General features: G+C 51.2%; 22 protein-coding genes and 1 tRNA gene. 12 read left to right on the top strand and 11 right to left on the bottom strand.

The annotated features are described in order from the left end of the window. Position 1 precedes the first annotated feature (1 nt). Positions 2–427 (bottom strand): ATP-binding protein, encoded by a 426-nt coding sequence (locus E3U44_RS06295; RefSeq protein WP_134357233.1) that lies wholly within the window; start codon positions 425–427, stop codon positions 2–4. A gap of 13 nt (positions 428–440) precedes the next feature. After that, positions 441–776 (bottom strand): STAS domain-containing protein, encoded by a 336-nt coding sequence (locus tag E3U44_RS06300; RefSeq protein WP_134359686.1) that lies wholly within the window; start codon positions 774–776, stop codon positions 441–443. Between the two features lie 233 nt (positions 777–1,009). On the opposite strand from E3U44_RS06300, the gene E3U44_RS06305 reads away from it, so the two are divergent. Continuing rightward, positions 1,010–2,512, top strand: coding sequence for a R3H domain-containing nucleic acid-binding protein (locus E3U44_RS06305; RefSeq protein WP_240761749.1), 1,503 nt, complete (start codon positions 1,010–1,012; stop codon positions 2,510–2,512). Between the two features lie 50 nt (positions 2,513–2,562). Here E3U44_RS06305 and E3U44_RS06310 read toward each other — a convergent pair whose 3' ends face one another. Together E3U44_RS06310 and E3U44_RS06315 are read right to left on the bottom strand one after the other, a co-directional pair. Further along, positions 2,563–2,964 (bottom strand): DoxX family protein, encoded by a 402-nt coding sequence (locus tag E3U44_RS06310; RefSeq protein WP_420812607.1) that lies wholly within the window; start codon positions 2,962–2,964, stop codon positions 2,563–2,565. A 149-nt stretch (positions 2,965–3,113) separates the two neighbouring features. After that, positions 3,114–3,662, bottom strand: a complete 549-nt coding sequence (locus E3U44_RS06315; protein WP_134357234.1) for a hypothetical protein — start codon at positions 3,660–3,662, stop codon at positions 3,114–3,116. A 362-nt stretch (positions 3,663–4,024) separates the two neighbouring features. Here E3U44_RS06315 and E3U44_RS06320 point away from each other — a divergent pair, with 362 nt between their 5' ends. Then, entirely contained in the window at positions 4,025–7,879 is a 3,855-nt protein-coding gene (locus tag E3U44_RS06320; RefSeq protein WP_134357236.1) for a DUF3683 domain-containing protein, read from the top strand. 100 nt (positions 7,880–7,979) lie between these two features. On the opposite strand, the gene E3U44_RS06325 is transcribed toward E3U44_RS06320, so the two are convergent. Continuing rightward, positions 7,980–8,441, bottom strand: a complete 462-nt coding sequence (locus E3U44_RS06325; RefSeq protein ID WP_134357237.1) for a DUF4124 domain-containing protein — start codon at positions 8,439–8,441, stop codon at positions 7,980–7,982. A 423-nt stretch (positions 8,442–8,864) separates the two neighbouring features. Between E3U44_RS06325 and E3U44_RS06330 the strand changes: the two genes are divergently transcribed. From E3U44_RS06330 to E3U44_RS06350, 5 genes are all read left to right on the top strand, one after another. Next, a complete protein-coding gene (locus E3U44_RS06330) occupies positions 8,865–10,292 on the top strand; it encodes a hypothetical protein (RefSeq protein ID WP_134357239.1) in 1,428 nt (475 codons plus the stop codon). Between the two features lie 69 nt (positions 10,293–10,361). Beyond that, on the top strand, positions 10,362–10,913 hold the full coding sequence (locus E3U44_RS06335; protein WP_134357241.1) for an FMN-binding protein: 552 nt from the start codon (positions 10,362–10,364) through the stop codon (positions 10,911–10,913). Beyond that, positions 10,913–11,893, top strand: coding sequence for a nucleotidyltransferase domain-containing protein (locus E3U44_RS06340; RefSeq protein ID WP_134357243.1), 981 nt, complete (start codon positions 10,913–10,915; stop codon positions 11,891–11,893). Before E3U44_RS06335 ends, E3U44_RS06340 begins: the two co-directional genes overlap by 1 nt. 70 nt (positions 11,894–11,963) lie before the next feature. Continuing rightward, positions 11,964–12,494, top strand: a complete 531-nt coding sequence (locus E3U44_RS06345; RefSeq protein ID WP_134357245.1) for a cupredoxin domain-containing protein — start codon at positions 11,964–11,966, stop codon at positions 12,492–12,494. Between the two features lie 53 nt (positions 12,495–12,547). After that, positions 12,548–14,038, top strand: a complete 1,491-nt coding sequence (locus tag E3U44_RS06350) for a cbb3-type cytochrome c oxidase subunit I (protein WP_134357247.1) — start codon at positions 12,548–12,550, stop codon at positions 14,036–14,038. 44 nt (positions 14,039–14,082) lie between these two features. Here E3U44_RS06350 and E3U44_RS19205 read toward each other — a convergent pair whose 3' ends face one another. Further along, entirely contained in the window at positions 14,083–14,220 is a 138-nt protein-coding gene (locus tag E3U44_RS19205) for a hypothetical protein (RefSeq protein ID WP_166805007.1), read from the bottom strand. Between the two features lie 116 nt (positions 14,221–14,336). Between E3U44_RS19205 and E3U44_RS06355 the strand changes: the two genes are divergently transcribed. Both E3U44_RS06355 and E3U44_RS06360 read left to right on the top strand, forming a co-directional pair. Further along, the gene (locus E3U44_RS06355; RefSeq protein ID WP_134357249.1) at positions 14,337–14,963 is read left to right on the top strand and encodes an SCO family protein; all 627 of its coding nucleotides are present in this window, start codon (positions 14,337–14,339) and stop codon (positions 14,961–14,963) included. Then, entirely contained in the window at positions 14,953–15,561 is a 609-nt protein-coding gene (locus E3U44_RS06360) for a hypothetical protein (protein ID WP_134357251.1), read from the top strand. The genes E3U44_RS06355 and E3U44_RS06360 overlap by 11 nt, the downstream gene beginning before the upstream one ends. A gap of 79 nt (positions 15,562–15,640) precedes the next feature. Here E3U44_RS06360 and E3U44_RS06365 read toward each other — a convergent pair whose 3' ends face one another. After that, positions 15,641–16,102 carry an RrF2 family transcriptional regulator gene (locus tag E3U44_RS06365; RefSeq protein ID WP_134357252.1) on the bottom strand — a complete coding sequence of 154 codons (462 nt, stop codon included), beginning with the start codon at positions 16,100–16,102 and terminating at the stop codon, positions 15,641–15,643. Between the two features lie 112 nt (positions 16,103–16,214). Continuing rightward, the gene (locus E3U44_RS06370; protein ID WP_134357254.1) at positions 16,215–19,895 is read right to left on the bottom strand and encodes a hydantoinase B/oxoprolinase family protein; all 3,681 of its coding nucleotides are present in this window, start codon (positions 19,893–19,895) and stop codon (positions 16,215–16,217) included. Positions 19,896–20,489: 594 nt separating this feature from the next. Here E3U44_RS06370 and E3U44_RS06375 point away from each other — a divergent pair. Both E3U44_RS06375 and E3U44_RS06380 read left to right on the top strand, forming a co-directional pair. Continuing rightward, complete coding sequence (locus tag E3U44_RS06375) at positions 20,490–20,774, top strand: HU family DNA-binding protein (protein WP_134357256.1); 285 nt, start codon at positions 20,490–20,492, stop codon at positions 20,772–20,774. Positions 20,775–21,273: 499 nt separating this feature from the next. Then, positions 21,274–21,702 (top strand): hypothetical protein, encoded by a 429-nt coding sequence (locus E3U44_RS06380; RefSeq protein ID WP_134357258.1) that lies wholly within the window; start codon positions 21,274–21,276, stop codon positions 21,700–21,702. A 23-nt stretch (positions 21,703–21,725) separates the two neighbouring features. On the opposite strand, the gene E3U44_RS06385 is transcribed toward E3U44_RS06380, so the two are convergent. The 3 genes from E3U44_RS06385 to E3U44_RS06395 all read right to left on the bottom strand — a co-directional run bounded on the left by E3U44_RS06385 (position 21,726) and on the right by E3U44_RS06395 (position 23,994). After that, positions 21,726–22,556 carry a GGDEF domain-containing protein gene (locus E3U44_RS06385; RefSeq protein ID WP_134357260.1) on the bottom strand — a complete coding sequence of 277 codons (831 nt, stop codon included), beginning with the start codon at positions 22,554–22,556 and terminating at the stop codon, positions 21,726–21,728. Between the two features lie 288 nt (positions 22,557–22,844). Continuing rightward, entirely contained in the window at positions 22,845–23,465 is a 621-nt protein-coding gene (locus E3U44_RS06390; protein ID WP_240761750.1) for a class I SAM-dependent methyltransferase, read from the bottom strand. A 442-nt stretch (positions 23,466–23,907) separates the two neighbouring features. Next, positions 23,908–23,994 (bottom strand) — tRNA-Leu (locus E3U44_RS06395). Between the two features lie 80 nt (positions 23,995–24,074). Here E3U44_RS06395 and rnr point away from each other — a divergent pair. Then, the gene (rnr, locus tag E3U44_RS06400) at positions 24,075–26,246 is read left to right on the top strand and encodes a ribonuclease R (RefSeq protein ID WP_134357264.1); all 2,172 of its coding nucleotides are present in this window, start codon (positions 24,075–24,077) and stop codon (positions 26,244–26,246) included. Position 26,247 lies beyond the last annotated feature (1 nt).

The raw sequence follows: 26,247 nt of genomic DNA on the forward strand, positions 1-26,247 counted from the left end.
CTCAAGCAAGCCTTTTTCTCATTTCTAACACATTACCTCCATTAATCTTATGGTAGCTCACAGAATCCATAATGGATTTAATCAAGAAAATGCCGCGCCCCCGTTCCCCAGGATGTTCTAGGTTGGGCGCTTTCACTCGGTCAAGGTCAAAGCCTTGCCCATGGTCATAAACTTTAATGCATAATTGATCAGGTAAAACCTGAATGGTGACATGGACAGTTTGCTCACTATCCCCTGTGTTTCCATGCTCCATCGCATTGACTAGGGCCTCGGTCAAGGCCAAATTGAGATGGTAGGCCAGGGCTTTGCGGTCACCACTATAGCGATCCAGCTCTTCGGCAACTTTTTCGCCGATTTCTCCAATAAAACCAAGATAGCAGGTCTTATTTGGAACTACGATGTCTAATTGAATATCCCCATTACACATGGCAACCTCGCTGCTAGTTGCTGCCGAGGGCTTCCTGAACAGAAGGATAGATATCAAAGACCCGGTGCAAACGGGTAAGTTCGAACATGGATTGCACCTGGGATTGAAGACCACATAATTTAAAGCTTCCATTTCGGAGGCTAGTGTTTTTATGGCCAGATAGCAATGCGCCAAGGCCAGAACTGTCAATAAATCGTACCTCTGCTAAATCCACCACCAGGTGAATTTTTCCATTTTCTCCTAGCTCTAACATTCGGTCCTTTAATTCCCCTGAATTGTGGGCATCGAGGCGTTTTTCCTTGATATAAAGAACCACTGTCCCGTTATTTTTCTCCATGTGCAGATTCATAGGTATCTCCATGCTGGAAAAAGGGTCTCCTCTCTATTGAGACTCTCTAGAAGGAGAAGCGGCTGATCTCTATAACTATATAGTCAAATCATAGAAAATTACACTTAAGTCATGTTTAACTGTTAATCCGCTGATAGAGCCAGGAATTGATCCTGGCCTCAAGGCGTTGGGAAGCGGGAACCTTAGCGCAGGACACTGGTCACAAAAATAATACAAAACTCGAATGTAATTCATTGAATTTGCAGAACTCTACTGACGATTTACAACAGCTCATAGGGATTTTGTCTGGCGGTCTCCGCACAGCCTTGCAGGAGTTGCCGCAGCAACATCTTTTGGAAATTATTATGGATGTGGGGCGTCTGCCCCAGGCCCGTTTTTCTGGGCAAGCGGTTAATCTGTCTGCAGACCCTGTGAGCCCCGCAGATTTAGAGCAGGTGGTTGCCTCAGTCGGTGAGTTTAGTGCCGATAACCGGGCCGGTATCGAGGGGACTTTGCACCGCATTTCCTGTTTGCGTAACCGCCGTGGAAAAATCATTGGCTTGACCCTTCGAGTAGGACGGGCGGTTACGGGAACGATTGAGTCCATCCGGGATCTTATCGAGCGGGGGGCGAGCCTACTGCTCCTGGGACGGCCGGGAGTGGGTAAAACGACCCGCTTACGGGAAATCGCCCGGGTGCTGGCTGACGAATTCGGTAAGCGGGTGATTATCATTGATACCTCTAATGAAATAGCCGGTGATGGTGATATTCCCCATCCGGCCATCGGCAGCGCCCGCCGGATGCAAGTGCCCCATCCTGAGCGTCAGCATGGGGTCATGATTGAGGCGGTGGAAAACCATATGCCGGAGGTCATAATTGTGGATGAAATCGGGACCGCGGCCGAGGCCACGGCGGCCCGGACCATCGCCGAACGGGGCGTGCAGCTGATTGGAACCGCCCATGGCAATACCTTAGAAAATCTGGTGATGAACCCTACTTTGGCCGATTTGGTGGGGGGAGTCCAGACCGTCACCTTAGGTGACGATGAGGCCCGGTTGCGGGGGACTCAAAAGACCATTAGTGAGCGCAAGGCTCCCCCCACCTTTGATGCGGTGGTAGAAATTGTGGATCGGGAAGCGGTGATCGTCCATCCCGATACGGCCGGTGCCGTAGATAAGTTACTGCGGGGGCTTGACCCCGGCGGCATGCGGCGTTCTCCCCAGGGGGAGGTGGTTTTCCTTCCTGAAGAACCTCCCCTCCAGGACTCACCTCAGCAAGTATCGCCAGCAAGCCAATCGGGGTGGGTACGGATTCATCCCTATGCCTTGAGCCGCGATACGGTAGAGCGGGTAATCCGGGACTTGCGTCTGGAGGCCCGGACAGTTAAGCGCCCTGATCAAGCAGATTTCATATTGGCGCTCCGCTCCCGGGCTGAAGATGCCCGCTTACGGCGGATACTCCAAGCGACCCAGTTGCCCCTGTACGTGGTAAAAAAGAACACCACTGCTCAAATTCGGCGCCTATTGCAGAATGTGTTTAACATCCTCCATGGGATGCCTCGGGACGAGGTGGATGCCGCCGTGGGCGAGGCAGAAGCCGCTATCAGGCGAGTGATGGAAGAGGGGGTAACGGTGGCGTTGTTACCCCGTCCGGCGTCAATGCGGAAGTTGCAGCACCGCCTTGCCGCCCGCCACCGTCTCACGGCAGAAAGCGTGGGTAGTGAGCCCCAGCGCCATTTGATTATTCATCCGACTTGATAACGCTACCGCTATCCTAGCACCCACTGGGGTAGCGCGCAGTGCTGTTGTTAGCGATTGTTGAGGCTAAAGCGGCCGGGACCGGTGAGGACCAAGGCCAGGGCGGTAAACAAAAACATCCCCTGCAATTCCAAAGCCCAACCGCCCTGGGGAGTCAGATTGAGAAGTTCCGGACGGTGGGCCAAAAAAATGGCAAAAAGCATGTTGATGGCGATCAATCCGGCACCAATGCGGGCATACCAGCCGAGTAATAAAAGGAGAGGTCCGCCAATCTCGCCGAGGTAAACACCATAGGCGGCGGAGGGCGGCAGACCAATCCCTTGCACCATCCCTTCGATGCCACTAATGCCATGCGTAATTTTGCCGATCCCATGGAAGAGGATCAAAATGCCTAGTGTGAGCCGTAAAATCAGTTTACCGAGATCATCGGCCGTACCCAAATTCATAGCCATAAATGTTTCGTCCCCCTTACTCTGCTGTCTGTCTCTACGGTTTTTCAAGATGTTCTTGAATTTACTTTATTAGTTTATCAAAAAGCAGGTAAAGCACTGCCTGGGTCGGGGAGTTATACTTTCTTCATTAGGCAAACAGTCCGCTGCTACTAATGAAGGGAAAAGGCCGTGAAACCCTCCACCTCTTTAGCCAGGATAACCGGGCCTATTTGATCTAAGGGTTCCCGCTCTCTTATGGCAGTAGTGAATTGGGCCCGCACTATAGTCGCTTCTGGCTTGACCAGGGCGGGTGGGTGTTGTCCCTTTAGGGTGGTTCCTGGCTTCTCCCTGACAGGCACCTTGGGGGCTGAGGGATTTTGTTCCTGGCGAGAGGCGCGGGCCTCTACCCTTTTCTTTAATTTAGCTTCCGTAGGAGTCTTCTTCGGGGCAGGGGCCACAGGGGGGAGCGTCTCTATAGGAGTCCCGGTTTGGGAAGTTTCTAATTCCTGATGGGCGTAGAGGGAGAGCAACAGTCCTCCTAGAAGGAGGATCAGGACCATGGGAACAACCCACGGAGGGTGTCTTTTTCGAGGGGCCTTCCCCTGGTTGTGAGAGGGGGCTTTTTCCGGGGTCGCTCTTGGGTAGGTAATCCGAATTCGTATTTCCAGAGGTCTTCTGGGGGGCGTGGTTTTCTCTACCATGGGTTGGGTATCGGTCATCCTGCTAACCCCAGTAATTCATGAAATCACCACAAAGACACGAAGAACACAAAGAAATCCAAAACTTGAATAGATGAACATATAAAAATAGTCGGCTTCATTGGCAACACGCAGTTCCCTCTATCTTTCTTAGCTGACTAAGACCTTTTCACCTTCGTGTCCTTTGTGTCTTGGTGGTGAAAAAGCCAGGCTCAGCAGGTCCAGCGCCCTGGCAAAATTTTGAGCCCTGATGGGGCGAGCTGAAAGCCCCCCTATTCTAAATTAAAAACCGCGAGGAAGCGCCGGAAAGCTTCCGCCTTGCATGTTAAAATAACTCACTATTTTACTCAGATTTTTCCCAGCCTTGGTGATAGATAAAGATTATGGATATACCTGATCGGATACGTGAAATTCCCTATAACTACACTTCCTTTTCTGATCGCGAGATTGTAATCCGTTTCCTGGGTGAAGAACTTTGGACGGTCATCGAAGAGTTGCGGGGTCAACGCCGTACCGGACGTTCGGCGCGAATGCTGTTTGAAGTCTTGGGGGATATGTGGGTGATCTCGCGCAATCCTTTCATTCAGGAGGATCTTATCGAAAACCGCAAGCGTTGGCAGTCTCTCCGCCATGCGCTGCACCATCGCCTGGATCAGATTCAGGCCCGCGCTGAGGGCAATGTGCTGGCTTTGCGCTTGGTGGAACAGGCCCGTCAAGCGGTGCTCAAATTCGAACAAGAATTATTGGATCTCAGGGAACGGCACCGGCAGGCGCGGCGCCGATTGGCCCGGACCACAGCCCGCCACAATGTCCACTTTGACGGCTATGCCCGGGTTGCCCATATGACCGATGCTACGGATTGGCGGGTGGAGTTGCCCCTGGCGGTGGTGACTCCCGATAGCGAGGTGGAGATGGCCGCAGTAGTTAAGGCTTGCGTCGATTTGGGATTGACCGTGATTCCCCGGGGGGGTGGCACTGGTTACACCGGAGGGGCGGTTCCCCTGACGCCGGACAGTGTGGTGGTCAATACCGAAAAACTGGAAGGTTTGGGTGAAATCACAGAGCGCTGGTTACCCGGTGTGGAGGGCCAAGTGTCCACCATCCGGGCGGAGGCGGGGGTCATTACCAAGCGGGTCTCGGAACAGGCCGCGGCGAAGGGCTTGGCCTTTGCCGTGGACCCCACCTCCCAGGATGCTTCCACCATAGGCGGCAACATTGCCATGAATGCGGGGGGGAAGAAGGCCGTCCTTTGGGGGACTACTTTAGATAATTTGGTGTCCTGGCGCTTGGTGACTCCCGAGGGTTTATGGTTAGAGGTGGAGCGGCTCAATCATAATCTTGGCAAAATCCATGAGGTGGAATTCGCGGAATTTCGCATTACCCATTATGAAGCCGATGGTCGCACTCGCCGGGGTGAGCCTGAGGTGCTGCGGATTCCGGGAAAGGCATTTCGCAAGCCGGGATTAGGCAAAGATGTTACGGGGAAGACTTTGGCAGGACTGCCGGGGATTCAAAAAGAGGGCTGCGATGGGCTGATTACTTCTGGTGTCTTTATTTTGCATCGGATGCCCAAGTTTATCCGTACCGTGTGTCTGGAGTTTTTTGGCACCCATTTGCGCCAAGCGGTGCCGGCCATTGTGGAGACCAAGGATTACCTGGATGGGTGTGAGGGCGTGGTCCTGGCAGGCATGGAACACCTGGATGAGCGCTATGTGCGGGCGGTGGACTATTCCACCAAGGCGCCCCGGCGCGAGCTGCCCAAGATGGTGCTTTTGATTGATATTGCCGGTGATGAAGAAGATGCTGTAGCCAAAGCCGCTTCGCAAGTGGTGCGGATGGCTAATGCCCGTGATGGCGAAGGTTTTGTGGCGGTCAGCCCCGAAGCCCGAGCCCGGTTTTGGGCCGCTCGGAACCGGACCGCGGCCATTGCGGCCCATACCAATGCCTTTAAAATCAATGAAGATGTGGTTATTCCCCTAGAGAAGCTGGCGGACTACAACGATGGCATTGAGCGGATTAATATCGAGCAATCCACGGGTAATAAGCTAGTCATGATTGAGGCGGTGTTGGCGTATTTGGATTCAAACCCGCCGGAACTCTATCCCAGTGAGCTGGAACACCAGGCGAGCGAGGAGAGCGAGGCCATCATTGCCGCCAAGCGGGAAGCTGCCCGGACCCAATTGAGAGAGGTCCGGGATCGTTGGCAAGCCATCCTGGCGCAGATAGATAGTTCTGCCCAGGAAGCGGAATCCCTCTTGGATGAAGGCGCGCGGGAGCGGTTACGGCCCGGGGAGACCCTCTTTGATCTGTTGCAACGGCGGGATCTTCGAATCTCCTATCGGCGGGAAGTGGAACAGCCCCTCAAAGCGATTTTTGGGGGTCTGGAATTTGCCCGTTTACGGGAGCAGTTGGATGGCATCCATGCCAAAATCCGCTCCAGTCGTTTGTTTGTGGCCACCCATATGCATGCGGGAGACGGCAACGTCCACACCAACATTCCGGTGAATTCCAATGATTATGCCATGATGCGGGAAGCGGAGCGGATCGTGGAGCGGGTGATGGCCCTGGCAGGTCAACTGGGGGGCGTGATTTCCGGAGAACATGGCATCGGCATTACCAAGATGCAGTTCATGGCGAGCGAGGAAATCGAGGCCTTTGCCCGTTATAAGGCGGAAGTAGACCCGAGCGGGGCCTTCAATCGGGGCAAGCTGCTGCCGGGCTCTGGATTGGAGCGGGCCTACACCCCCTCCCTGCGCTTGCTGGAGCAGGAAGCCCTCATTTTGGAGGCTAGCGAATTGGGGGATCTCAATAATGACATCAAGGATTGCCTTCGTTGCGGTAAGTGCAAGCCCGTTTGCACGACCCACGTTCCCCGGGCTAATTTGTTGTATTCTCCTCGGGACAAGATCCTGGCCACCGGGCTTTTGATTGAGGCTTTCCTCTATGAGGAACAAACCCGGCGGGGCATTTCCGTGCGCCACTTTGAGGAAATGAATGATGTGGCGGACCACTGCACCATCTGTCATAAGTGCGAAAGCCCCTGTCCGGTGAACATCGACTTTGGCGATGTTTCTATTAAGATGCGCTCTATTCTCAAGGCCCATGGCCAGCGGCGGGCCAATGTGGGGGCTTGGGCTTCCATGGCCTTTTTGAATGTTACCGATCCAGCCACCATCAAGCTGATGCGCAAGGCCATGATTGAATGGGGCTATCAGGGCCAACGTCTGGCCCACGGCTGGGCTAAACGCCTGAGATTGTTGGGCAACGGTAAAAAGCGCCCTCTCCCTACCACCGGGAAGACCCCCATACGGGCCCAGGTCATCCATTTCGTGCGCAAACCCATGCCGGGAGGGCTGCCTACCCAGACGACCCGCGCCATGCTCGGGGTGGAAGACGATAAACTGATTCCTATTTTACGCAATCCTCGTAAAGCCAGTGAAGATGCCGAAGCCGTGTTTTATTTTCCTGGGTGTGGCTCTGAGCGTCTTTTCAGTCAGGTGGGGTTGGCGACTTTAGCGATGCTCTATGAGGTGGGGGTACAGACGGTCTTACCTCCGGGTTATCTGTGTTGTGGCTATCCTCAGACCTCTAGCGGTGATACTAACAAGGGGCAGGCCATCTCCACCGCCAATCAGGTCTTGTTTCATCGGGTTGCCAATACCCTCAATTATTTGGACATCAAGACGGTAATCGTTTCCTGCGGCACCTGCATGGATCAACTCTTGAAATATCAATTTGAGCAGATTTTTCCAGGGTGCCGTTTGCTGGATATTCATGAATTTCTCATGGAAAAAGGGCTCTCCCTGGAGGGAGTCAACGGGGTCCGTTATATGTACCATGATCCCTGCCATACGCCCATGAAATCCTATGCTCCCCTGGAAGTGACTTCTCGGTTGGTCGGCCAGCAGGTTGTTCTTTCCGATCGTTGCTGTGGCGAAGCCGGGACTTTTGCGACCGCCCGTCCTGATATTGCCACCCAGGTCCGGTTCCGCAAGGAAGAAGAGATCAAAAAAGGAGTCAAGCAGTTAACGGGGCAAGAGGTGGCCACTTCAGGTCAGGTGAAAATGCTGACCTCCTGTCCGGCCTGTCAACAGGGTTTGGAACGTTATGCCGGGGCCACTGGCGTTGAGACCGATTATATTGTGGTGGAGCTAGCTAATAACCGCTTAGGCGAAGGATGGCAGCAGGCCTTTATCGAAAAAGCGAATTATGGGGGAATCGAGCGGGTATTATTGTGACCAGCTCTTGGCAGGCCAGGCTTGGTGGAGTATTCGCGTCCTTCTCAAAACCCCCTGCTTGAAGCAGGGGAGGTGGTGGGGTTTGGGCTCCCAGGGAGGTTTATGGGGAGCACCAATTTTTTACTTGCTTTTGGGCTTCCTGGAGTTTCTGGGCACGTTCGGAGTCTGAGTAGTAATGGCGTTCACCGTTTTCATTCATCTTAAAGAGACGCCTAGCGCTTTCAATGAGATGAAGGCGGCTTTTGGCGTCGGCACAGTTGCGGCTCCGTTGTTCTTTTTGCTTTCGAGCTTCCACTTCTGCCTGTTGCTTTTGCCTCCGTTCTTCTTGCCAGGTTTGGAGTAACTCCTTTTGCTTTGTTTGGCGCCCCTCATCCAAGAGGAGAGGGTTAGATGAGGACCGGGATTTGATTTCTATGGTCTCTTGCTCAACCACCCCACGGCAGGGCCGATCCACATAGTGGGTTCGACCCTGTTGGTCTATGCACTTATAAACCCCCCCGGCTTGGGAAAGGGCAACCCAACTCCCTGCCAGGATTGCTACCATAACCCAGCTTCTTTCCATACTTTTTAACTCCTCTGCATTGGGAAATGATTGAATAGTTTAACGACCGTTTCTGGCAATTCTGCACCCGGATTCTTAATAGGTGTGGCATTTGAGGCAGGAGGAGGTTGTGGCTTCATAGCCTTTTCGTGCGCACAGCGCACGCTACTTGGCTGTGATTCAGAGAAATTTTGGGGGCCGCTACTTTTTATGGAGATGAAAAGCAGGTTTGTCGGCGATTTCTCTTGGCCTCAAAAGACTAAAAGATTATTTATGAATAAATAATTCAATTACTTATGATTTATTTTGGCTGGGAGTTGTGAGGTTGATTAAGTACCCAATGAGTTAACTAATGATAATGATTTGCGCTTTTATATGATGTTGTGTTTACTATGCCCTCTTTTTTAACTACTGCTGTAATGTTCTCTAGGGAGGGCAAAATTAGTGAGAAAAAAAAACAGCTTGCTGGGAATGGGGTTGACGGTAGCCACGTTGGTGGCAAGTTTACCTTTAGAGGCGGATGAAATGCCGAGGACCATGGAGGAAATGTGGGAGATCATTCAGGCCCAACAAAAGGAAATCGAAGCCCTTAAGGCCAAGTCGCAACAGTTAAAGGAGGAGGCTCAATCGGAACCTTCTAAAAAAACCACTGAAACCACCTCCACTGCTGGCGAGAGTGGACAGACAAAAGAGCAGGTTAAGGAACTGGAGCGTAAGACCGACGTTCTCGCTGAAGCCGTGGAGACATTACGGACTGAGCTCTATATTCCTGAAGAATTCGAATATAAGAGCATGTATGGTTTGGGACCAGCGGCCTCCAAAGTCTACCAGGTGGGTAAGGGCCTTTCTATCGGCGGTTATGGTGAAGGTCGCTACCAAACTTTTGTGAATGGAGATCAGGAAGATAATGCTGATTTTGTGCGGTTAGTCCTCTATACCGGTTACAGATTCACTGATCGGATACTTTTTAACAGTGAGATTGAGTTTGAACATGCTTCCACCGGTAAGGAGGGATCGGTTTCCGTCGAGTTCGCCGCCCTGGACTTTTTCCTGGATCCTCGGGTTAATGTCCGTGCTGGTTTAGTGCTGCTCCCAATGGGGTTTCTTAACCCTATCCATGAACCGCCTTTCTACTTTGGTAATAACCGCCCTGAGGTTGAACAGCGGATTATTCCGAGCACTTGGCGTGAGAATGGGGTGGGCCTTTTTGGTGAACTTTGGCCAGGCTTGACCTATACCACTTATGTGGTTAATGGCCTGGATGCTTCGGGGTTTGAATCCAGTGGTATCCGGGGTGGCCGCCAAAGTGGCAGTAAAGCCCTGGCGGAAGATTTAGCCTTTGTGGGCCGTTTGGACTATGCGCCTCCCGGAATGCCTGGGCTTTCCTTTGGAGGTTCTGCCTATGTGGGCAATTCGGGGCAAGATCAAACCTTTGCAGGAGAGGAACTGGATGTCTTCACCCAACTTTATGAAGGCCATATCCAGTGGCAATACCGAGGCTGGTGGTTCCGGGCCTTAGGTGCTTGGGGCAGTATTGATGATGCTGAAGTGCTCAGTGCTGCTAAAGGTGAAACCGTTGGCGAGAATAACTTTGGCTGGTACACCGAGTTGGCTTATAATGTATTGCCATTAATCTGGCCGGAAACCACCCAGTACCTGGCGCCCTTCTTCCGTTTTGAGCAGCTGGATACCATTGCCAGCACGCCATCAGGGTTTAGCGATAATGGTGCTTTTGATCGGGATATCTACCAGTTTGGTATTAATTATAAGCCTATTCCCAATGTGGTCATTAAGGCAGACTACCGCAACTTCGAAGCCGAAGATGGCCGCCCCGCCGATGAATTTAACCTGGGGCTCGGTTTCATTTTTTAGCATGAGAACATTTGTATAGCCTTGGGCAGGACCCGTATTCATGGGTCCTGTCTTAACTAATAGGAACCCATGAATACGTTTAAGCAGGGGAGGCGTGTTCTTCTCATACTATTAGGAGTACTGGTGGCGTTAAATGCCATGGGTACAATTTATTACGGTAAGAAAGAGGCCTTGGAATTGGCCTTTGGCAAAGAAGCCCAAGTTGAGATGCAGTCTCTTTTTCTTACCGAAGAACAAGTGGCAAAAATTGAACAACTTGCCCGGACCAAGCTCGAGTCGAAGTTGTTTACTTTTTATGTGGGGCGCGATGAGGGCAAGCTGCTGGGTTATGCGGCGATTGAGTCCCATACGGTGCGTACTAAACCGGAGACCTTGCTGATTACTCTGACCCCTACCGGTGAATTGGATCAGATTCATGTACTTGCCTTCCATGAACCCCCCGAGTATCAGCCGCCAGAACGCTGGTTTGCCCAGCTTTATCGCCGCCAACTGACCGAACTTAATCTCAATTACGGCATTCAGGGCATCACGGGGGCCACCCTAAGCTCGCGGGCGGCAGCGAGTAGTGCCCGTAAAGTGCTTGCCATTTATCAAATTGCCATTAAAGAGAAAGCGGACTGATGGGCTGTGGGCTTGCTTCAGGGCAAGCTTCCAATGCCGCCAAAATTCGTCCGCGTGATTTTATTGAGACCCAGGAAGGGTTGCTCTTTTCCGTAGTCACCCACCATCAGGAGGAAGGGCGGGCCTTAGGCGTACTGCGCTATGTAAAAAAAGGCGCCTGTTGGTGTAAGGTCAATACCTCACAGGCGGATAGCCTATTAGAGACTCATTACCCCCACTACCTTTATGACTCTCCCCAGTTGGAAGCCAGACTCCATGGCGTTCCTGTAACTAGGGTAGTCAGGCACTATCAGCCCCAGCTAAAGTTGGCAGAAATTCTCACCCTGTTATCGGGAGATGAAATTGAGGAGAAGGTGAGGAGACTGGTTCAGATCTTTGAGGCGGCAGGGCTGTATTCCCAAAACTTAGGCATTACCGGTTCATTGCTTATTGGCGCCCAGCAGGCGGGTTCCGATATTGACTTAGTGGTGTATGGCCAAAAGAATTTTCAGCAAGCCCGAAGGATTATTAAGCAGGCGCTCATCAAAGGGCAATTAGAACCGCTCAATGAAGCCCTGTGGCGTGAGACTTATCAGCGGCGGGGGTGTAGCTTAGATTTTCAGGAATATCTTTGGCATGAGCGGCGTAAGCATAACAAGGCGGTTTGGGAAGGGACCAAATTCGATATTGTACTTGTTTTAAAAGCTGGGGAAATAGAATTAGATTCTCGGCATTTTCGTAAGCAGGGCAGGAGAAGGCTGCAGGTCCAGGTCTGTGATGGAAGCAGCGCATTTAGTTACCCTGCTTGCTATCGCTTGGTAGATGCTGAGATAGACACGATAGTGGCTTTCTCCCATACTTACGTGGGGCAAGCCAAGGCTGGCGAATGGGTTGAAGTTGTTGGCCAGCTAGAACAAGCCAGTGATGGTGAACTTCGAATAGTCGTTGGGTCCAGTCGAGAGGCCCTGGGAGAATATATTAAAGTGATCCCCTCACCTTAGTTGACAAAGAACTATATCAAATATAAGTTTTGGGGTTCTACATAAATCTAGGAGATAAAGGATAAGCACAATGCAGACAACCGTTTGGTTTATAACACTTGTTGGCGTAGCGTTGCTTGCAGCAGTGTTTTACTATGTGATCAGTAATTCACAAACGCCTGAAGATTACTCATCTGTCCAGCAGAAATGGTATCGGTTTCGCCATAAATGGTTTTATTTCATAGCCATCTTTGGGATCGTGGTCACCTTGGCAACGCTGATACCGTTTCCCCTTCCCTCCCAGGATGCGGCCTATGCCGGTGAGGACTATCAGGTAGTTGATGTCAGCGGGCATCAATGGTACTGGACTATGAGCACCGATACTGTGGTCACGGGCAAGCCCGTGGCATTCTATGTTACCGGTGCCGATGTCAATCATGGCTTTGGCGTGTATGACGAGAACTTGAAGTTAGTGGCCCAAGTTCAGGCAATGCCCGGCTATACTAACAAGTTGATCCATATTTTTGATCAACCAGGTAAATACCGCATTCTCTGCTTGGAGTATTGCGGCTTGGCCCACCATGCCATGATAGCTGAGTTGAAGGTGGAAGCAGCTAGCTAAGTGCCCTTCTAGCTAGGTGCTTAAATGTGGAGGAGAAAGCGGAGACAGTTATTATGAGTGCAACAACATTGGATACAGCAGTAAGCAAAAGAGTGGACTATAGTGAAGCGGAGAATCAGGCTGCCCTAGTTGCAGTAAAAGCCCATCTGATTACTGGATTTCTGGTCTTCTTATTAATGATGCTGGCCGGCGCCGCAATGCGCGCTGCCCAAAGCAATATGATGCCGGTTGAAGCAGGTCTGTTTTACCAAATTCTGACATTGCACGGAGTTGGTGTGGTGGGTACGGCGGGTATCGCCTCAACCGGGGTGCTGTGGTATTTCCTGCGCCAGTATGTGCCATTGAGCACCAAGATATTTTGGCTTAATTTTGGTGTTTTTCTTGCTGGCGTCGTCATTATTCTAGGTTCCATTTTTATTGGAAAGTACGGTGGTGGATGGACTTTTCTTTATCCGTTGCCGGGTATTTCCCTCGGTGCTTGGTCTACCGGCGCCGCCGCCGCATTCCTGCTAGGATTGCTCATCATTGGTACGGGATTCCTAATCCTCTATTTGGATATGGGCCGTGCCATTCTTTCTCAATATGGGAATTTTGGACGAGCCTTGGGGCTAACGCAGCTGTTTGGTAAGGAGCCTGTGAACCCTTACCATCCGGCAACCGTGGTAGCCGGGACCATGGTGCTTATAGTCAACTTCATCGGTATTGCCGTAGGTGCTGTGGTTTTGGTAATGATGCTTGTCAATCTCTATAACCCGGAATTTAAACCCGATGCCCTGCTGGTCAAAAATTTGATTTACTTCTTCGGCCACGTTTTTATCAATGCCACCATTTATGCTTCGGTGGTCGCAGTTTACGAACTATTGCCCCGTTACACCGGCCGCCCTTATAAAACCTCCAAAGTCTTTTATGCGGCTTGGTTTGCCATCGTTTTCATGGTGATGGCGGTTTATCCTCACCATCTATTTATGGACGCCCCCATGCCCATGTGGGCCATGATAACCGCTCAGGTGCTCTCCTACGGTAGCGGTATTCCGGTGCTAGTAGTTACCGGCTATGGTGCCCTGATGCTCGTGTATCGTTCCGGAATCCAGTGGAATACTGCTAGTAAATTGCTCATCCTCTCCATGTTTGGTTGGGCAGCCGGCGTTATTCCGGCGATTATCGATGCCATGGTCTCTGTTAACCGCGTCCTTCATAATACCTTGTGGGTGCCGGGCCATTTCCATTTTTATCTGCTCCTGGGCCTATTGCCGATGATCTTCGGTTTTACCTTCTACCTTCTTAATGGAAAAAAGGAAGGAAAAACGCCTTTAACCGAGAAGCTTGGTTTTTACAGCTATTTGATTGGCGGCCTCTTATTGGCCCTCACTTTTCTTGGTAGTGGCGCCCATAGCATCCCCCGTCGTTGGGCCGTTCATATGGAAGAATGGGTGCCCTATGCACAGTGGGGCACTTTAGCGGCAACACTGGTGGTGCTAGGTGTGCTGCTGTTTACCATTCGTGTTCTTACCGCGCTTCCGAAAGCCCCGGAGCCTAGCGTATAGAAGCAGGAAAGACTTAAGGGACTGTTGTGAGTTTGTGAGTTCTCCTATGGCGGTAATGGCGATTGCCAGCCGATAGGGCGGTACTGATGGCGACACGTCCTCAATAAAGAAGGCGTGCCGCCTTTATCCGCATCCGCGTTGGCCTTCCCAGGATAGCGTAGATGGGTCTCCTTTAGTGTCAAATGCGGTTCTTTCCTTGAGCGGGGAATGGCATAAATCTACATTTTAAAGAGGGCAGTGTAAATCGAGAGAGCCGGTGTCAGATCATTAAAGCAACCTAATGTGAGGAGGAGTGGGAATGAAAACTCTGCTTGCAAGTACCCTCTTAGCCGTAATAAGTTTGACGATCCTATGGGTCGGTACGGATGGCGTCCGGGCTTTCACCGCGGAAGAGGCGCGCCGTCTTGAAGTGCGCGAGCATCCGAAGCCTGTTCCCAACTGGCACCTGGAGAATCAGAATGCTGAGGCGATAGCATTGGGAGATTGGCGTGGGCAATATGTAGTAGTAGATTTCATCTACACCAGTTGCCCCAGTGTTTGTTTGACATTGAGCAGCGGAATGGGAAGTCTTCAGAAAGAATTTAGCGAAGCGTTAGAGAAGGATAAGCTGCATTTATTGAGTATCAGCTTTGACCCGGAAAAGGATACGCCGGAGCGGCTTCGAACCCATCTTTCCCATTTCTCCGGTGACGGGGAGCAGTGGGTAGCGGCGCGACCGACCCATCCTGTGGAGAAAAAAGCAATTTTGGATTTCTTCAAGGTGACGGTTATTCCTGATGAAATGGGCGGTTATACCCATTCTGCAGGTTATCATGTGATTGATCCCCAAGGGCGATTGGTTGCCATTTTTGGCGTGGAGGAGTATCCAAAATTGCAAGATTACCTGGCCCTGGCGCTTGCTGAAGGAGAAACCAGTGAAGGTTAGACAGGGGTGGTATTTGCCCTGCCTGGTGTGGGGAGTGCTCGCGTTGCCGCCTTTACGGCACGCTTTAGAGTTGAGCATGGTGACCCATATGTTGGTGCAGTTACCGGCTTTGGCGTTCGTAGGGTGGTGGTTGGGGCAGACTCTTCCTGAGGAATTTAAGCGCAAAATCGCCCCCTGGAACCGGTGGGGTATCACGGGTATGGTTTTGGTGGTTGTGACCGTGCTTTACTGGATGTTACCTCGCGCCCTGGATGCTGCTATTTCAGAACCCGCCTTTGAAATTATTAAGTTTATTACGGTTCCTCTATTTATTGGTACCGCTCTTAGCTTGAGCTGGTTTCAGCTAAGTTCCATAGCCCAGGGCGTTTTGAAGCTAGAATTCTGGGCCATGTTTATGCGCTTAGGCTGGCTGTATATGGTGCTTCCAGACCGCCTTTGTGCCAATTATTTGCTAGGGGAACAACGTATTCTTGGCCGTGCTTTACTCATTCTTGGCAGTATTTGGGCCGCAAGCTGGACGCTGCGCATTTTATTTGGGGTGAGGTGGCGAAAGCCTCGGCTATTAGCGTCTAATCCTTCGTTATCGGAAAAGAAATAAGCTAACTAACCTAATATTGCAAGGAAAAACTGCTGCAATATTAGGTTAGCGGCTTTTTGCTAATAAGAGTGTCCGGGGGTTAATAACCTGCAACTCGGGGTGGGAACCATTCGACCCGGAGCGAAGAGCGCAGTTCGTTCTTGTTTTTGATCACGTCGGCCAATGTGTACCGATTTAACACCGCCAGAAAGGCGGACCGTGCTTCCCAAAAAACGTCTTTTAATTGGCAGCAGGAGGAAATAGAGCAAGTATTGTGGGTGGTGTTGAAACACTCAGCCATATCAAATCGCCCCTCTGTTTGTTGTACTACCCGTCCTAAATTGATTTTCTCAGGTGCCTGTGACAGGCGCATACCGCCTCCCTTACCCCGAGTGGTATCAATATACCCTAAGCTTGCAAGGTTATGGACGACCTTGCCCAAGTGGTTACGGGAAATATTATAGCTGTTGGCGATTTCACTAATTGTGGCCAATTGTTCGTCATGAAGGCTAAGATAAATCAAAACCCGCAGGGAATAATCCGTATACTGTGTTAGTTGCATTGCCTCTCCTTATGAGAACTCATAGGTTTTTTAATTATAGATTGAAAATACAGTTTATATCTTGGATAGCTTTAAGTCGAATCAATCAATAAGTTACTTTAAGTGATTTTAGCTATCCATTAGATTTAGCGCCACTGGCATATAAAGGTATGCCGAAGCCGCTAGGTATGCCGAAGCCGCCACCGCCTGGAGTCTCAATAATAAAGATATCCCCTCTTCCCATTTGGGTTTGCCCACAGCTAGAAAGTTCCACTACTGAGCCATCAGCGCGTTCGATCCAGTTTCGACCCACCTGACCGGGTTGTCCCCCTGCCATGCCAAAGGGGGGAATTTTCCGATGGCTTGAGATAATCGCTGCGGCCATCGGTTCAAGAAAACGGAGTCGGCGCACAGTGCCATTTCCCCCACGGTATCGACCGTTGCCGGCAGATCCTTTGCGAATCTCAAATGACTCTAATAGGACTGGGAAGCGCCATTCCAATATTTCCGGATCGGTGAGGCGAGTGTTGGTAATATGGGTATGAACTGCATCGGCACCCTTAAAATTTGGACCGGCGCCGGCACCGCCGCAAATAGTTTCGTAATATTGATACTGCTCATTTCCAAAAGTGAAATTATTGCAGGTTCCTTGGGAGGCCGCCATTACTCCCATAGCCCCCAACAGGGCGTCAACGATATATTGGGAGGTCTCCACATTACCTGCTGCCACTGCCGCCGGGTAGCATGGATTTAGAAGAGAATGTTCAGGGATAACAATCTTGAGCGGTTTAAAAATCCCTCCATTAAGGGGGATGTCGGCTTTAACCAAACAACGAAAAACATAAATGACAGCGGCCATGGTGACTGCGGCTGGCGCATTAAAGTTCCCCGAATGCTGTGGACTGGTGCCGGAGAAGTCGATGATGGCCTGAATACCTTCTTGAGGAGAGGGTCTTTCGATGCGGATGCTCACTTTGATCTTACTGCCATCATCCATGGGATAGGTAAAACTGCCATCTTTTAGGGTTTCGAGAACGTGGCGCACCGCGGCTTCGGCATTATCTTGAACATGACCCATATAGGCTTGTACCACCTCAAGTCCAAAATGTTCTATCATGCGTCGAAGTTCTTGCACCCCTTTCTCACAGGCAGCCACTTGGGCTTTAAGGTCTGCCAGATTCTGTTGGATATTGCGGGCCGGATAGGGACCACTGCTTAGCAAGGTGACGATTTCCTGTTCCAAAAATCGCCCCCCCTCGAGCAATTTAACGTTGTCGATAATGACCCCTTCTTGGTCAATCGCTTGGCTGTAGGGGGGCATGGAACCGGGCGTAATCCCTCCAATGTCTCCGTGGTGCCCCCGTGCGGCGACATAAAAGAGGAGCTGTGTTCCTGACTTATCAAATACCGGTTTCACGACGGTCACATCGGGTAAATGAGTCCCCCCGTTGTAGGGGGTGTTGAGCATAAAAACATCGCCAGGAGAAATATGTTCTCTATGATGGCGAATCACCGCTTTAATGCTGGCGCTCATGGATCCCAAGTGAACCGGAATATGTAAGGCATTGGCTACCAGATCCCCCTGTTGATCGAAGATTGCGCAGGAAAAATCCAGTCGTTCCTTAATGTTGACTGAGGAGGCAGTTTTCTCTAGGACTGCGCCCATTTGATCAGCGATGGATATGAATAGGTTATTAAAGATCTCCAACATTACCGGATCAGCCTGGATCCCTATGTCTAACTGCTTAGGCAGCGGTATCACTCGGGTAAGAATGAGATCCCGCCGGGAGGTGAGTTCTGCTTCCCAGCCAGGTTCTACGATCGTGGTGCTATTGGTCTCAATAATGATGGCTGGAGCGCTGATTCGGTCATGGGGTTGCATTGCCTCCCGTGGGTAAACCGGTGTCTCTTGGGTTTTTCCCTCCAGGGTCGCGGTGACTGTAGCTATTATCGGTACTGCTCCCTGTCGTGGCGGAGGGGATTTGACTTGGGCGGCGTCAGATAATAATGGAGTGCTACCAATGACTTCTATTTGAGCCGATTCCACAATGAGTTGTTTCTCAGGCATCAAAAAACCAAAAGCCTGTTTATAGGCCCCTAAAAATTCCGCAGCAATTTCTGCTGGGTGACCGAAATTGACTAGCAAAGAGGTGTCTGTACCTTGGTAGCGCACATGGAGTCTACGGACTGAGGAGATGTCTTCCTGGGCAACGCCCTGGGCGAGCATTTCCTGTTCCCCTTCTGCCATGAGCTTATCAAAGGTTGCCGCCAATGCAGGCATAAGTTCCTCGCTGAGGGGAGCTTCCACAGCTTTTTCCCGCAGCAGCCGTAAATCTGCAAGACCCATTCCGTAGGCGGAGAGCAGCCCGGCGTAGGGATGGATGAGGACCCGTTTTATGCCTAGGGCATCGGCAACCAGGCACGCATGTTGTCCTGCCGCGCTTCCCAAACAGCATAACCCGTATTCCGAGACATTATAGCCACGCTGAATAGAGATGTGTTTGATGGCATTGGCCATATTTTCCACCGCAACAGCAAGAAAACCTTCTGCCACTTGAAGCGGGGTTCGGTCATCTCCTGTAGTTGCTTTGATCTCAGCAGCTAGGGCGGTAAACTTTTCTTGGACAATGGCCTTATCCAAGGGTTGTTTGGCGTGGGTGCCAAATACTTTAGGAAAGAATTCGGGCTGGAGTTTACCCAGCATGACGTTGCAGTCAGTGACCGTCAAAGGCCCGCCCTTGCGGTAGCAAGCCGGTCCAGGCTGTGCTCCGGCAGAGTCAGGCCCTACCCGATAACGGGCGCCGTCGAAATGGAGAATGGAGCCTCCCCCCGCAGCAACGGTATGGATCTGCATCATGGGAGCCCGTATCCGAACCCCTGCTACTTCAGTTTCAAAAGCCCGCTCATACTCCCCAGCATAGTGGCTAACATCGGTTGAGGTCCCTCCCATATCAAATCCAATCACCTGATGGAAATCAGCAAGTTCCGAGGTCCGGGCCATACCGACGATACCTCCGGCAGGGCCAGACAAGATGGCGTCTTTACCCTGGAAGCAATGGGCTTCACTCAGTCCCCCGTTGGATTGCATAAAGAGCAAGCGAATGTTGCCCAACTCGGCGGCGACATGGTCTACATAACGGCGCAGGATGGGCGACAAATAAGCATCCACGAGAGTGGTATCGCCACGGCTGACCAGTTTCATCAGTGGACTGACTTCGCTGCTCACCGAGATTTGAGTAAAGCCAATTCCCCGCGCGATTTGAGCGACAGCCTGTTCATGCTGGGGATAGCGATAAGCATGCATAAACACGATAGCCACGCTCCGTAAACCCTTGTCATAGCAACCCTGTAGTTGTTGGCGAACGGTATCTGGATTAAGAGGCTGTAGCACTTCACCACCCGCACTGTAACGTTCATCCACTTCAATAACTTGCTGATATAGCATCTGCGGTAGTTTAATGTGGAGTGCAAAGAGCTGAGGGCGGTTTTGATAGCCGATCCGCAAAGCATCGCCGAAGCCCCGGGTTGTCACCAGTACGGTAGGTTCCCCCTGGCGCTCTAGCAGGGCGTTGGTGGCTACTGTGGTGCCCATTTTGACTGAGTCGATGCTTTCTGCCGGAATAGGATCTTGGGGGCCTAGGCCGAGTAGATTCCGTATCCCCTGGAGGGCAGCATCCCGATAATGGGAAGGGTTCTCGGATAGTAGCTTATGGGTCTGGATGGTGTTATCAGGGGCTTTAGCCACAATATCTGTAAAAGTGCCACCCCGGTCGATCCAAAATTGCCAGCCCCGGCGCGCCTGGACCTGTTTCATGGTCTTTCTGCTTTCTTCTGTTGCTCACGTGGGCATCTATGATATATGGGGGCTTGGATTCTAGCTATCATTCAATTTCAATTGCGTCAGAAGGACGCTATATTATCAACACGTTGTATCCTAGCCTCACAACTTTGAGGACCCTCAGCTAAGAAAATCCGGGGGGCAGACGGCCCCAACTGTGGGTTTTTACCCTAGAGGGTTTACGGCTCACCAGGGAATTCATCAGAGGCTCCTTAGGTTGACCAGTGACCCTGAGGGCGGGAGTCGTGTATTATTCCAATCCCTTGGAGATCAGAGCCGAAGGGACTTGGCTTCTGACGATGTTTATTGGCAAAGTGGACGGTTGGGGTATTACCTATGCTTGGCAGGCAAAGAGCTAAATTAAGCAAGCCTAGGAGTGTTCTCGGGTTAATTTGTTGAAGCAGTAGATGCTTGCAACCAACTCGGTTCTTTTAATTAAACTAAGGCTTTGCCTCCCCCGGGTACCCATAGGCTTAACCTGGGTCGAGTCTGAGAACTGGCTGTGCAATTTTCCAAGAAGTGAATAATAGAGCATAAAAAAATACCTTTAACTTTAGGAGCGCACGCTTTATGAATAAAACTGAACTGGTTAATTTCGTTGCCTCAGAGGCCAATCTTTCTCAAGCAGATGCCCAGCGTGCCGTGAATGCGCTGCTCCAGACGATTGAGGAGACTCTGGGTAAAAAGGGGACGGTCAATTTGGTCGGCTTTGGTTCTTTCTCCGTACAGAATCGGTCCGCCCGTTCAGGTCGGCACCCCCGGACTGGGGAAACGATTACCATCCCGGCAACGAATGTGCCTATCTTTAAGCCTGGTAAAGCCCTCAAGGAAGCGGTACAGAAGCGGAAACGATAGTCTTGTCCTAGGCGTGGTAGTGGGGCAAGATTCACCTACGCAATATCTTGTGCTTGTTTCTACTTACCACGCCCTCTGTCTTTTCTATCTTAGCAACTTACAATCATTTCTAATCCTTGCCTTTTGAGAGCTAAGCTTAGATCTAAGTACCTATGAATAAGATATGAGGTGTTTTAGGAGCGAACTGGTGGTGTTCCGCAAACCCGTTTTTCCTCCCTAAAAAAAGGTTGGATGCGCGCCCTCCCTGGCGCGCCCCCTGAGGGGCCTCCTGCGGATGTCCCGATTCGCTCCCGGCGAATCATCGGTGCGGGGACTTCCCTGTCCCCTGGCTCCACGCCACCAGCTCGCTCCGGGAATACTTCAAAACTTTTACTGAGATACTTATGGTGAGGAAAAATTGCTTGGCGAGCAATTCAATTGTAGAAGGGATCGGAGAAGGTAGATTTATCCCTATAAAGCGCCCATAATTTTTTTGCTTGGCTTAATTTTGGGGGGTGTCATGGGAAAAATTATTTTATTTTGTTTGGCACTTCTCAATATGGGAAGTGTGTGGGCGGGCGATGATCCTCCCCCTGGAATTGAATTTCCTGAACTGGTTATTACCTACCGGTATGAAAATTTCCCTTCTTTTCCCTCCCATGCCCAGGCCGAGGCCCGCACTCCCAAAGAGGGCAAACGGATACTGGGTAGTGCCAAGATTATAAAGCTGAAGTGGCATGAGGCTGCCGAAGCAAAGACCCTCGAGTCCTTAATCGTAGAGGAAACTCATTTTGATGATAAGGGGCAAGTTATCTACCGAGCACGCTCAACGTTTAGCGGCGAGGGCCAGGATATAAAGGAAGAAGGTCAGAAAATCGAGGAAGAAGTCCTTGAGGGTAAAAAACGGTTAGAGCTGTTTTCTTGGTGGCCGATAGGCTCCTTGCCGTAGGTAATAGGGACTTAAACAGTATTTCAGGTGGCTGAATTCATGCGGGCTAACTTTGACATAGGCATAGGCATGACTTGGTTGCGCCCCAGGGTCTTAGCCTGATAGAGGGCCATATCCGCTACGGTGATGAGCTTGTCAAGATCCCATTGCTTGTCCACCAACTCGGCTACCCCCATGCTTACCGTTGGCGTGAAAGTTGAGGACTCCCAAGTGAAACTGGTTGCAGAAAGGGCTCGCTGAATACGCTGGGCCATTGCTAAGGCCCCGTCTAGGTCCACCATAGGCAGTAAGATGACAAACTCCTCGCCGCCAAAGCGGCAGATCGTATCGACATTGCGAGTTTGCAACTGCAGTAACTTTGCAATATGTTTAAGGACTCGATCACCTGCTACATGCCCGTATTTGTCATTGATCTTTTTGAAATAGTCTATATCCAAAATGATAAGTGAAAAAGGCATTTGGTAGCGCTGCCACATTTTGATTTGTTCGCTACCCTTAGCGATAAGATAGTGCCGATTGTACACCCCGGTAAGTTGATCACGATGGGCTAGGTGTTGAAGGGTTAACACCGAGTGCAAATGGAGATAGCAGAGGCTTGCGGTCAACCAAACAGCAACGATGGTGAGGGCCCGGTTAATCATCACTGTGTTAAAGGGCATCACTGGATCAGGTGAGATTAATATTCCGCATATAATCAGTACAGAGCTCAAACCAGCAAACAGCAACAGGGTCAAGGGCGAGCGTGCCGCAAGCCCAATGAATACCACTCCTATATAGGGTACGCTGCTGGTGATCCCTGGTGGTGTGATACAGTCAAAGATAAATATCAGGGCTGTCAGGAGAATGCCAGTCAATATAAAAAACTTTTGTTCTCTCTCTAGTCTAGCCCTAGGGAGGAGGAGGAGTCTATTTCTCTCATTTAATGGTGTAATAGCCAAAGCAAAATAAAGGATAGTAATAAGGATACTAAATTAAATTTATCGTCTTCTTTTTATAGACGATAACTAGCCATTTGCAAAACTTAATATGATGGTAAGTATGGCTTTAGCCCCTAAGACACAGTAGTCTGTGATTTCGGTCTCATTCTGACAGTGAGAGCAGGGTGCCAAAGCGAGCCCGCGACAGTTCCCAACTTAAATGCTTCAAGGCCGGTTTACCTTAACCACGACAAAGGCCCCCCCGCCGTAACTAGCGCGTAAGGGTTCGATCTCGCGGGTCTCCTCTAACGTCTTCGATAAGGTCTGCACCCAAACCGGCTCACTGAAACCTGTATCGTGTAGCAGCTGTTCCACTTCGGCTGCCGAGAAAAAGGTCGCGTCACGATAGAACACATTCTCGGCCTGATGGGCCAGATAGTGTTGACCAAGTTCGCTGGTGCGATCGATAAAACCGATTACCAGCGCGCCGCCGGATTTCAAAACACGGTGTGCCTCCCGCAGCATCGCGCCAGCGTCATCGACGAAGCAGATGGTGGTGACACACAGCGCATAGTCAAAACTGTGATCCGCAAAAGGCAGTGCTTCAGCAATACTCTGAACTACCGAAATGCCCCTCTTTGAGGCATAAGCGAGTACTTCGTGTGCTGGGTCGATGCCTGCCTGGACGCCCAACGGGGCGGCGAAGCGTCCGGTGCCGACTCCGATGGACAGGCCCAGACCGCGCCAGGGTAACAGGGCTCGGACGGCCAGTAACTCCGAGTGGTAGGCCGCAGCATGACGCAGAAACCATTCATCATAGCGTTGGTGATGAAGTTCAAAGGACATCGTTCTCGGCATGATCAGAGCAGCTCCCGCAGGGCCGCAGCTGGGAATGATTCAGGCTAGGGTTAGTGCGATGCTTTTGTACGCATACATGGCAAATACCGCCCCAGTCCACTATGTTGTTTCGAACCCTACAAAAGATGTAACTACAGCATGGACCTTTGTTAATTTGTTGCCATCGCCTTTCTCTCCGAAGAAACAGGATTTCCACAATGAGATTGGGGATGTCTGAGTGTGCACCCGTATTATGGTACTCTTTCTATGTGCTCAGAAGCGAGGGTAAATTGATTTCATTGAGAAGGCGTGGCTTGATCCCGGCTTGGTGTTCTCTTTCGGGACCACGGCCGACAAAAAATGACAAAATGGAAAGAAAATAAGATTGGGAAAAAAGCTTTTAGAACAATTTCTTGCGTGGTCTAGGGTAGTCTGCTATGGTTTATAAATCTGGTGCCGAGGAGAGGACTTGAACCTCCATGGGGTTTCCCCCACATGGACCTGAACCATGCGCGTCTACCAATTCCGCCACCTCGGCATAGACACCATTATAGCGATGCCTAAGTATAGGCACTTTCGAGCAAACGCGAACTGTACCGACCCTAAAATAACTTGTCAATGAGCGACTGGAGAAAGAAAGACCCCTATTTTGCCCGTGAGGCCCAAAAGTATGGGCAGCCTATCCCGAGCCGGGAATACATCATTCAATGCTTGGAGCGGCAAGGCAGGCCCATGACCCGTAAGGAGCTCATAAAAAAGCTAGGGCTTGATAGCGACGAGGAAACACGGGAAGCGTTTCGCCGCCGTCTGCGCGCTATGGAGCGAGACGGTCAGCTGATGCGTAACCGCCGCCGTGCCTATGGATTGGTCCATAAGATGGATCTAGTGCGGGGGCGGGTGATAGGCCACCGGGATGGTTATGGTTTCCTGGTACCTGACGAAGGAGGGGAAGATCTTTATCTTTCCGCCCGGCAGATGCGCACTGTCCTACATGGGGATCGTGTCGTGGCCCAGGTTATTGGGATCGACCGACGTGGACGCCGTGAAGGTGCCGTGGTGGAAGTATTGGAGCGGAATAATCACCAGGTCGTAGGCCGTTTTATTGCAGAGGATAAATTTGGTTTTTTGGTGCCCAGCAATCAGCGTATCAACCAAGATATTCTGATTCCTCCGGAGCATCAGAAGGGGGCTCAGGACAGTCAAATTGTGGTTGCCGAGATCACCGAGCAACCCACGGCTAAACGCCAGCCTATGGGCAAGATTGTGGAAGTGCTCGGTGATCACATGGCGCCCGGGATGGAGGTGGATGTTGCTATCCAAACTTATGGTCTACCCCATGTTTGGCCCGAGGAAGTGCTGGCTGAGACCAAAGCTTTTAAAACCACGGTTCCGAAGGAAGCTAAGGCGGGACGTTTAGACTTGCGGGATCTGCCCCTGGTGACCATTGATGGCGAGGATGCCCGGGACTTTGATGATGCCGTTTATGCGGAGCGGGACGGTCAGGGTTGGCGCTTGTGGGTGGCGATTGCCGATGTCTCCTGGTATGTGCGGCCTTCTTCTGCCCTCGAGGCCGAGGCCGGGGAGCGGGGCAACTCGGTTTATTTCCCCAACCGGGTGATCCCCATGTTGCCTGAAGTGTTGTCTAATGGGTTGTGTTCCCTCAACCCTGAAGTGGATCGTCTGTGTTTGGTCTGTGAAATGACGATCGGTCCACGGGGGGGATTAAAGGGTTTTCGCTTTCATTCTGGAGTGATGCGATCGGCGGCCCGGTTAACCTATAACCAGGTTGCGGCCATGCTGTTAGACGGCGATCAGGGGCTGCAAAAGCGCTATAAGGCCGTGCTCCCAGGGCTTGAAACCATGTATGCCCTTTATCAGGCATTGCGCAAAGCCCGGACCCGGCGCGGGGCCATTGACTTTGAAATGGGCGAAACCCAAATCGTTTTTGATAAGACCCAAAAGATTAAGGATATTCGGCCTTTGGTGCGCAATGATGCCCATCGGCTGATTGAAGAGTTTATGATCTTGGCCAATGTTGCCGCAGCCCGCTTCCTGACTAAGCATAAGGTTCCCACGCTTTTTCGTGTCCACGAACCGCCAGAAGAAGATAAATTGGCCGATTTACATGATTTTCTCGCCGAGTTGGGGTTGGCGTTGGGGGGCGGGGACTCCTCCCCGGCCCCTAAAGATTTTGCCCGCTTCTTGCTGTCCATTGAGGATCGTCCAGATGCCCACCTTATCCAGACTGTGGTCCTGCGCAGTTTTAAGCAAGCCATTTATAGCCCTGAAAATAATGGCCATTTTGGGTTGGCCTTAGATGCCTATACCCACTTCACCTCTCCCATACGGCGCTATCCTGATTTGTTGGTGCACCGGGCTATTCGCCACGTGCTAGAGCAAAAATCCCCGAAAATGTTCCTCTATACCAAGGATGAGATGACCAATCTGGGGGAGCATTGTTCCATGAGTGAGCGCCGCGCCGATGATGCAACCCGGGATGCCGTGGACTGGCTCAAGTGCGAATATATGATGGACAAAGTCGGCGAGTCCTTTGAAGGTCTGATCACCGGGGTTACTGCCTTTGGCCTATTTGTGGAGCTTAGTAACATTTATGTTGAAGGACTGGTCCATGTCACCGCCCTTGGCAACGATTATTTCCATTTCGATCCTGTGGGCCGCCGCCTCCTGGGAGAGCGCACCCGCAAGGTTTACCGTTTGGCCGATAAAGTCCAGGTCACTGTCGTTCGGGTCGATCTGGATGAGAAAAAGATTGATCTGGAATTGGCATGAG

Source organism: Nitrosococcus wardiae, assembly GCF_004421105.1.
In the GTDB taxonomy this organism is placed as follows: Bacteria; Pseudomonadota; Gammaproteobacteria; order Nitrosococcales; family Nitrosococcaceae; genus Nitrosococcus; species Nitrosococcus wardiae.

Excerpts from the sequence above, each read along its gene's own strand:
- E3U44_RS06295 (WP_134357233.1), bottom strand. The coding sequence starts at position 427 with ATGTGTAATGGGGATATTCAATTAGACATCGTAGTTCCAAATAAGACC.
- E3U44_RS06300 (WP_134359686.1), bottom strand. The coding sequence starts at position 776 with ATGAATCTGCACATGGAGAAAAATAACGGGACAGTGGTTCTTTATATC.
- E3U44_RS06310 (WP_420812607.1), bottom strand. The coding sequence starts at position 2,964 with ATGGCTATGAATTTGGGTACGGCCGATGATCTCGGTAAACTGATTTTA.
- E3U44_RS06315 (WP_134357234.1), bottom strand. The coding sequence starts at position 3,662 with ATGACCGATACCCAACCCATGGTAGAGAAAACCACGCCCCCCAGAAGA.
- E3U44_RS06320 (WP_134357236.1), top strand. The coding sequence starts at position 4,025 with ATGGATATACCTGATCGGATACGTGAAATTCCCTATAACTACACTTCC.
- E3U44_RS06325 (WP_134357237.1), bottom strand. The coding sequence starts at position 8,441 with ATGGAAAGAAGCTGGGTTATGGTAGCAATCCTGGCAGGGAGTTGGGTT.
- E3U44_RS06335 (WP_134357241.1), top strand. The coding sequence starts at position 10,362 with ATGAATACGTTTAAGCAGGGGAGGCGTGTTCTTCTCATACTATTAGGA.
- E3U44_RS06340 (WP_134357243.1), top strand. The coding sequence starts at position 10,913 with ATGGGCTGTGGGCTTGCTTCAGGGCAAGCTTCCAATGCCGCCAAAATT.
- E3U44_RS06345 (WP_134357245.1), top strand. The coding sequence starts at position 11,964 with ATGCAGACAACCGTTTGGTTTATAACACTTGTTGGCGTAGCGTTGCTT.
- E3U44_RS06350 (WP_134357247.1), top strand. The coding sequence starts at position 12,548 with ATGAGTGCAACAACATTGGATACAGCAGTAAGCAAAAGAGTGGACTAT.
- E3U44_RS06355 (WP_134357249.1), top strand. The coding sequence starts at position 14,337 with ATGAAAACTCTGCTTGCAAGTACCCTCTTAGCCGTAATAAGTTTGACG.
- E3U44_RS06365 (WP_134357252.1), bottom strand. The coding sequence starts at position 16,102 with ATGCAACTAACACAGTATACGGATTATTCCCTGCGGGTTTTGATTTAT.
- E3U44_RS06370 (WP_134357254.1), bottom strand. The coding sequence starts at position 19,895 with ATGAAACAGGTCCAGGCGCGCCGGGGCTGGCAATTTTGGATCGACCGG.
- E3U44_RS06375 (WP_134357256.1), top strand. The coding sequence starts at position 20,490 with ATGAATAAAACTGAACTGGTTAATTTCGTTGCCTCAGAGGCCAATCTT.
- E3U44_RS06380 (WP_134357258.1), top strand. The coding sequence starts at position 21,274 with ATGGGAAAAATTATTTTATTTTGTTTGGCACTTCTCAATATGGGAAGT.
- E3U44_RS06390 (WP_240761750.1), bottom strand. The coding sequence starts at position 23,465 with ATGTCCTTTGAACTTCATCACCAACGCTATGATGAATGGTTTCTGCGT.
- rnr (WP_134357264.1), top strand. The coding sequence starts at position 24,075 with ATGAGCGACTGGAGAAAGAAAGACCCCTATTTTGCCCGTGAGGCCCAA.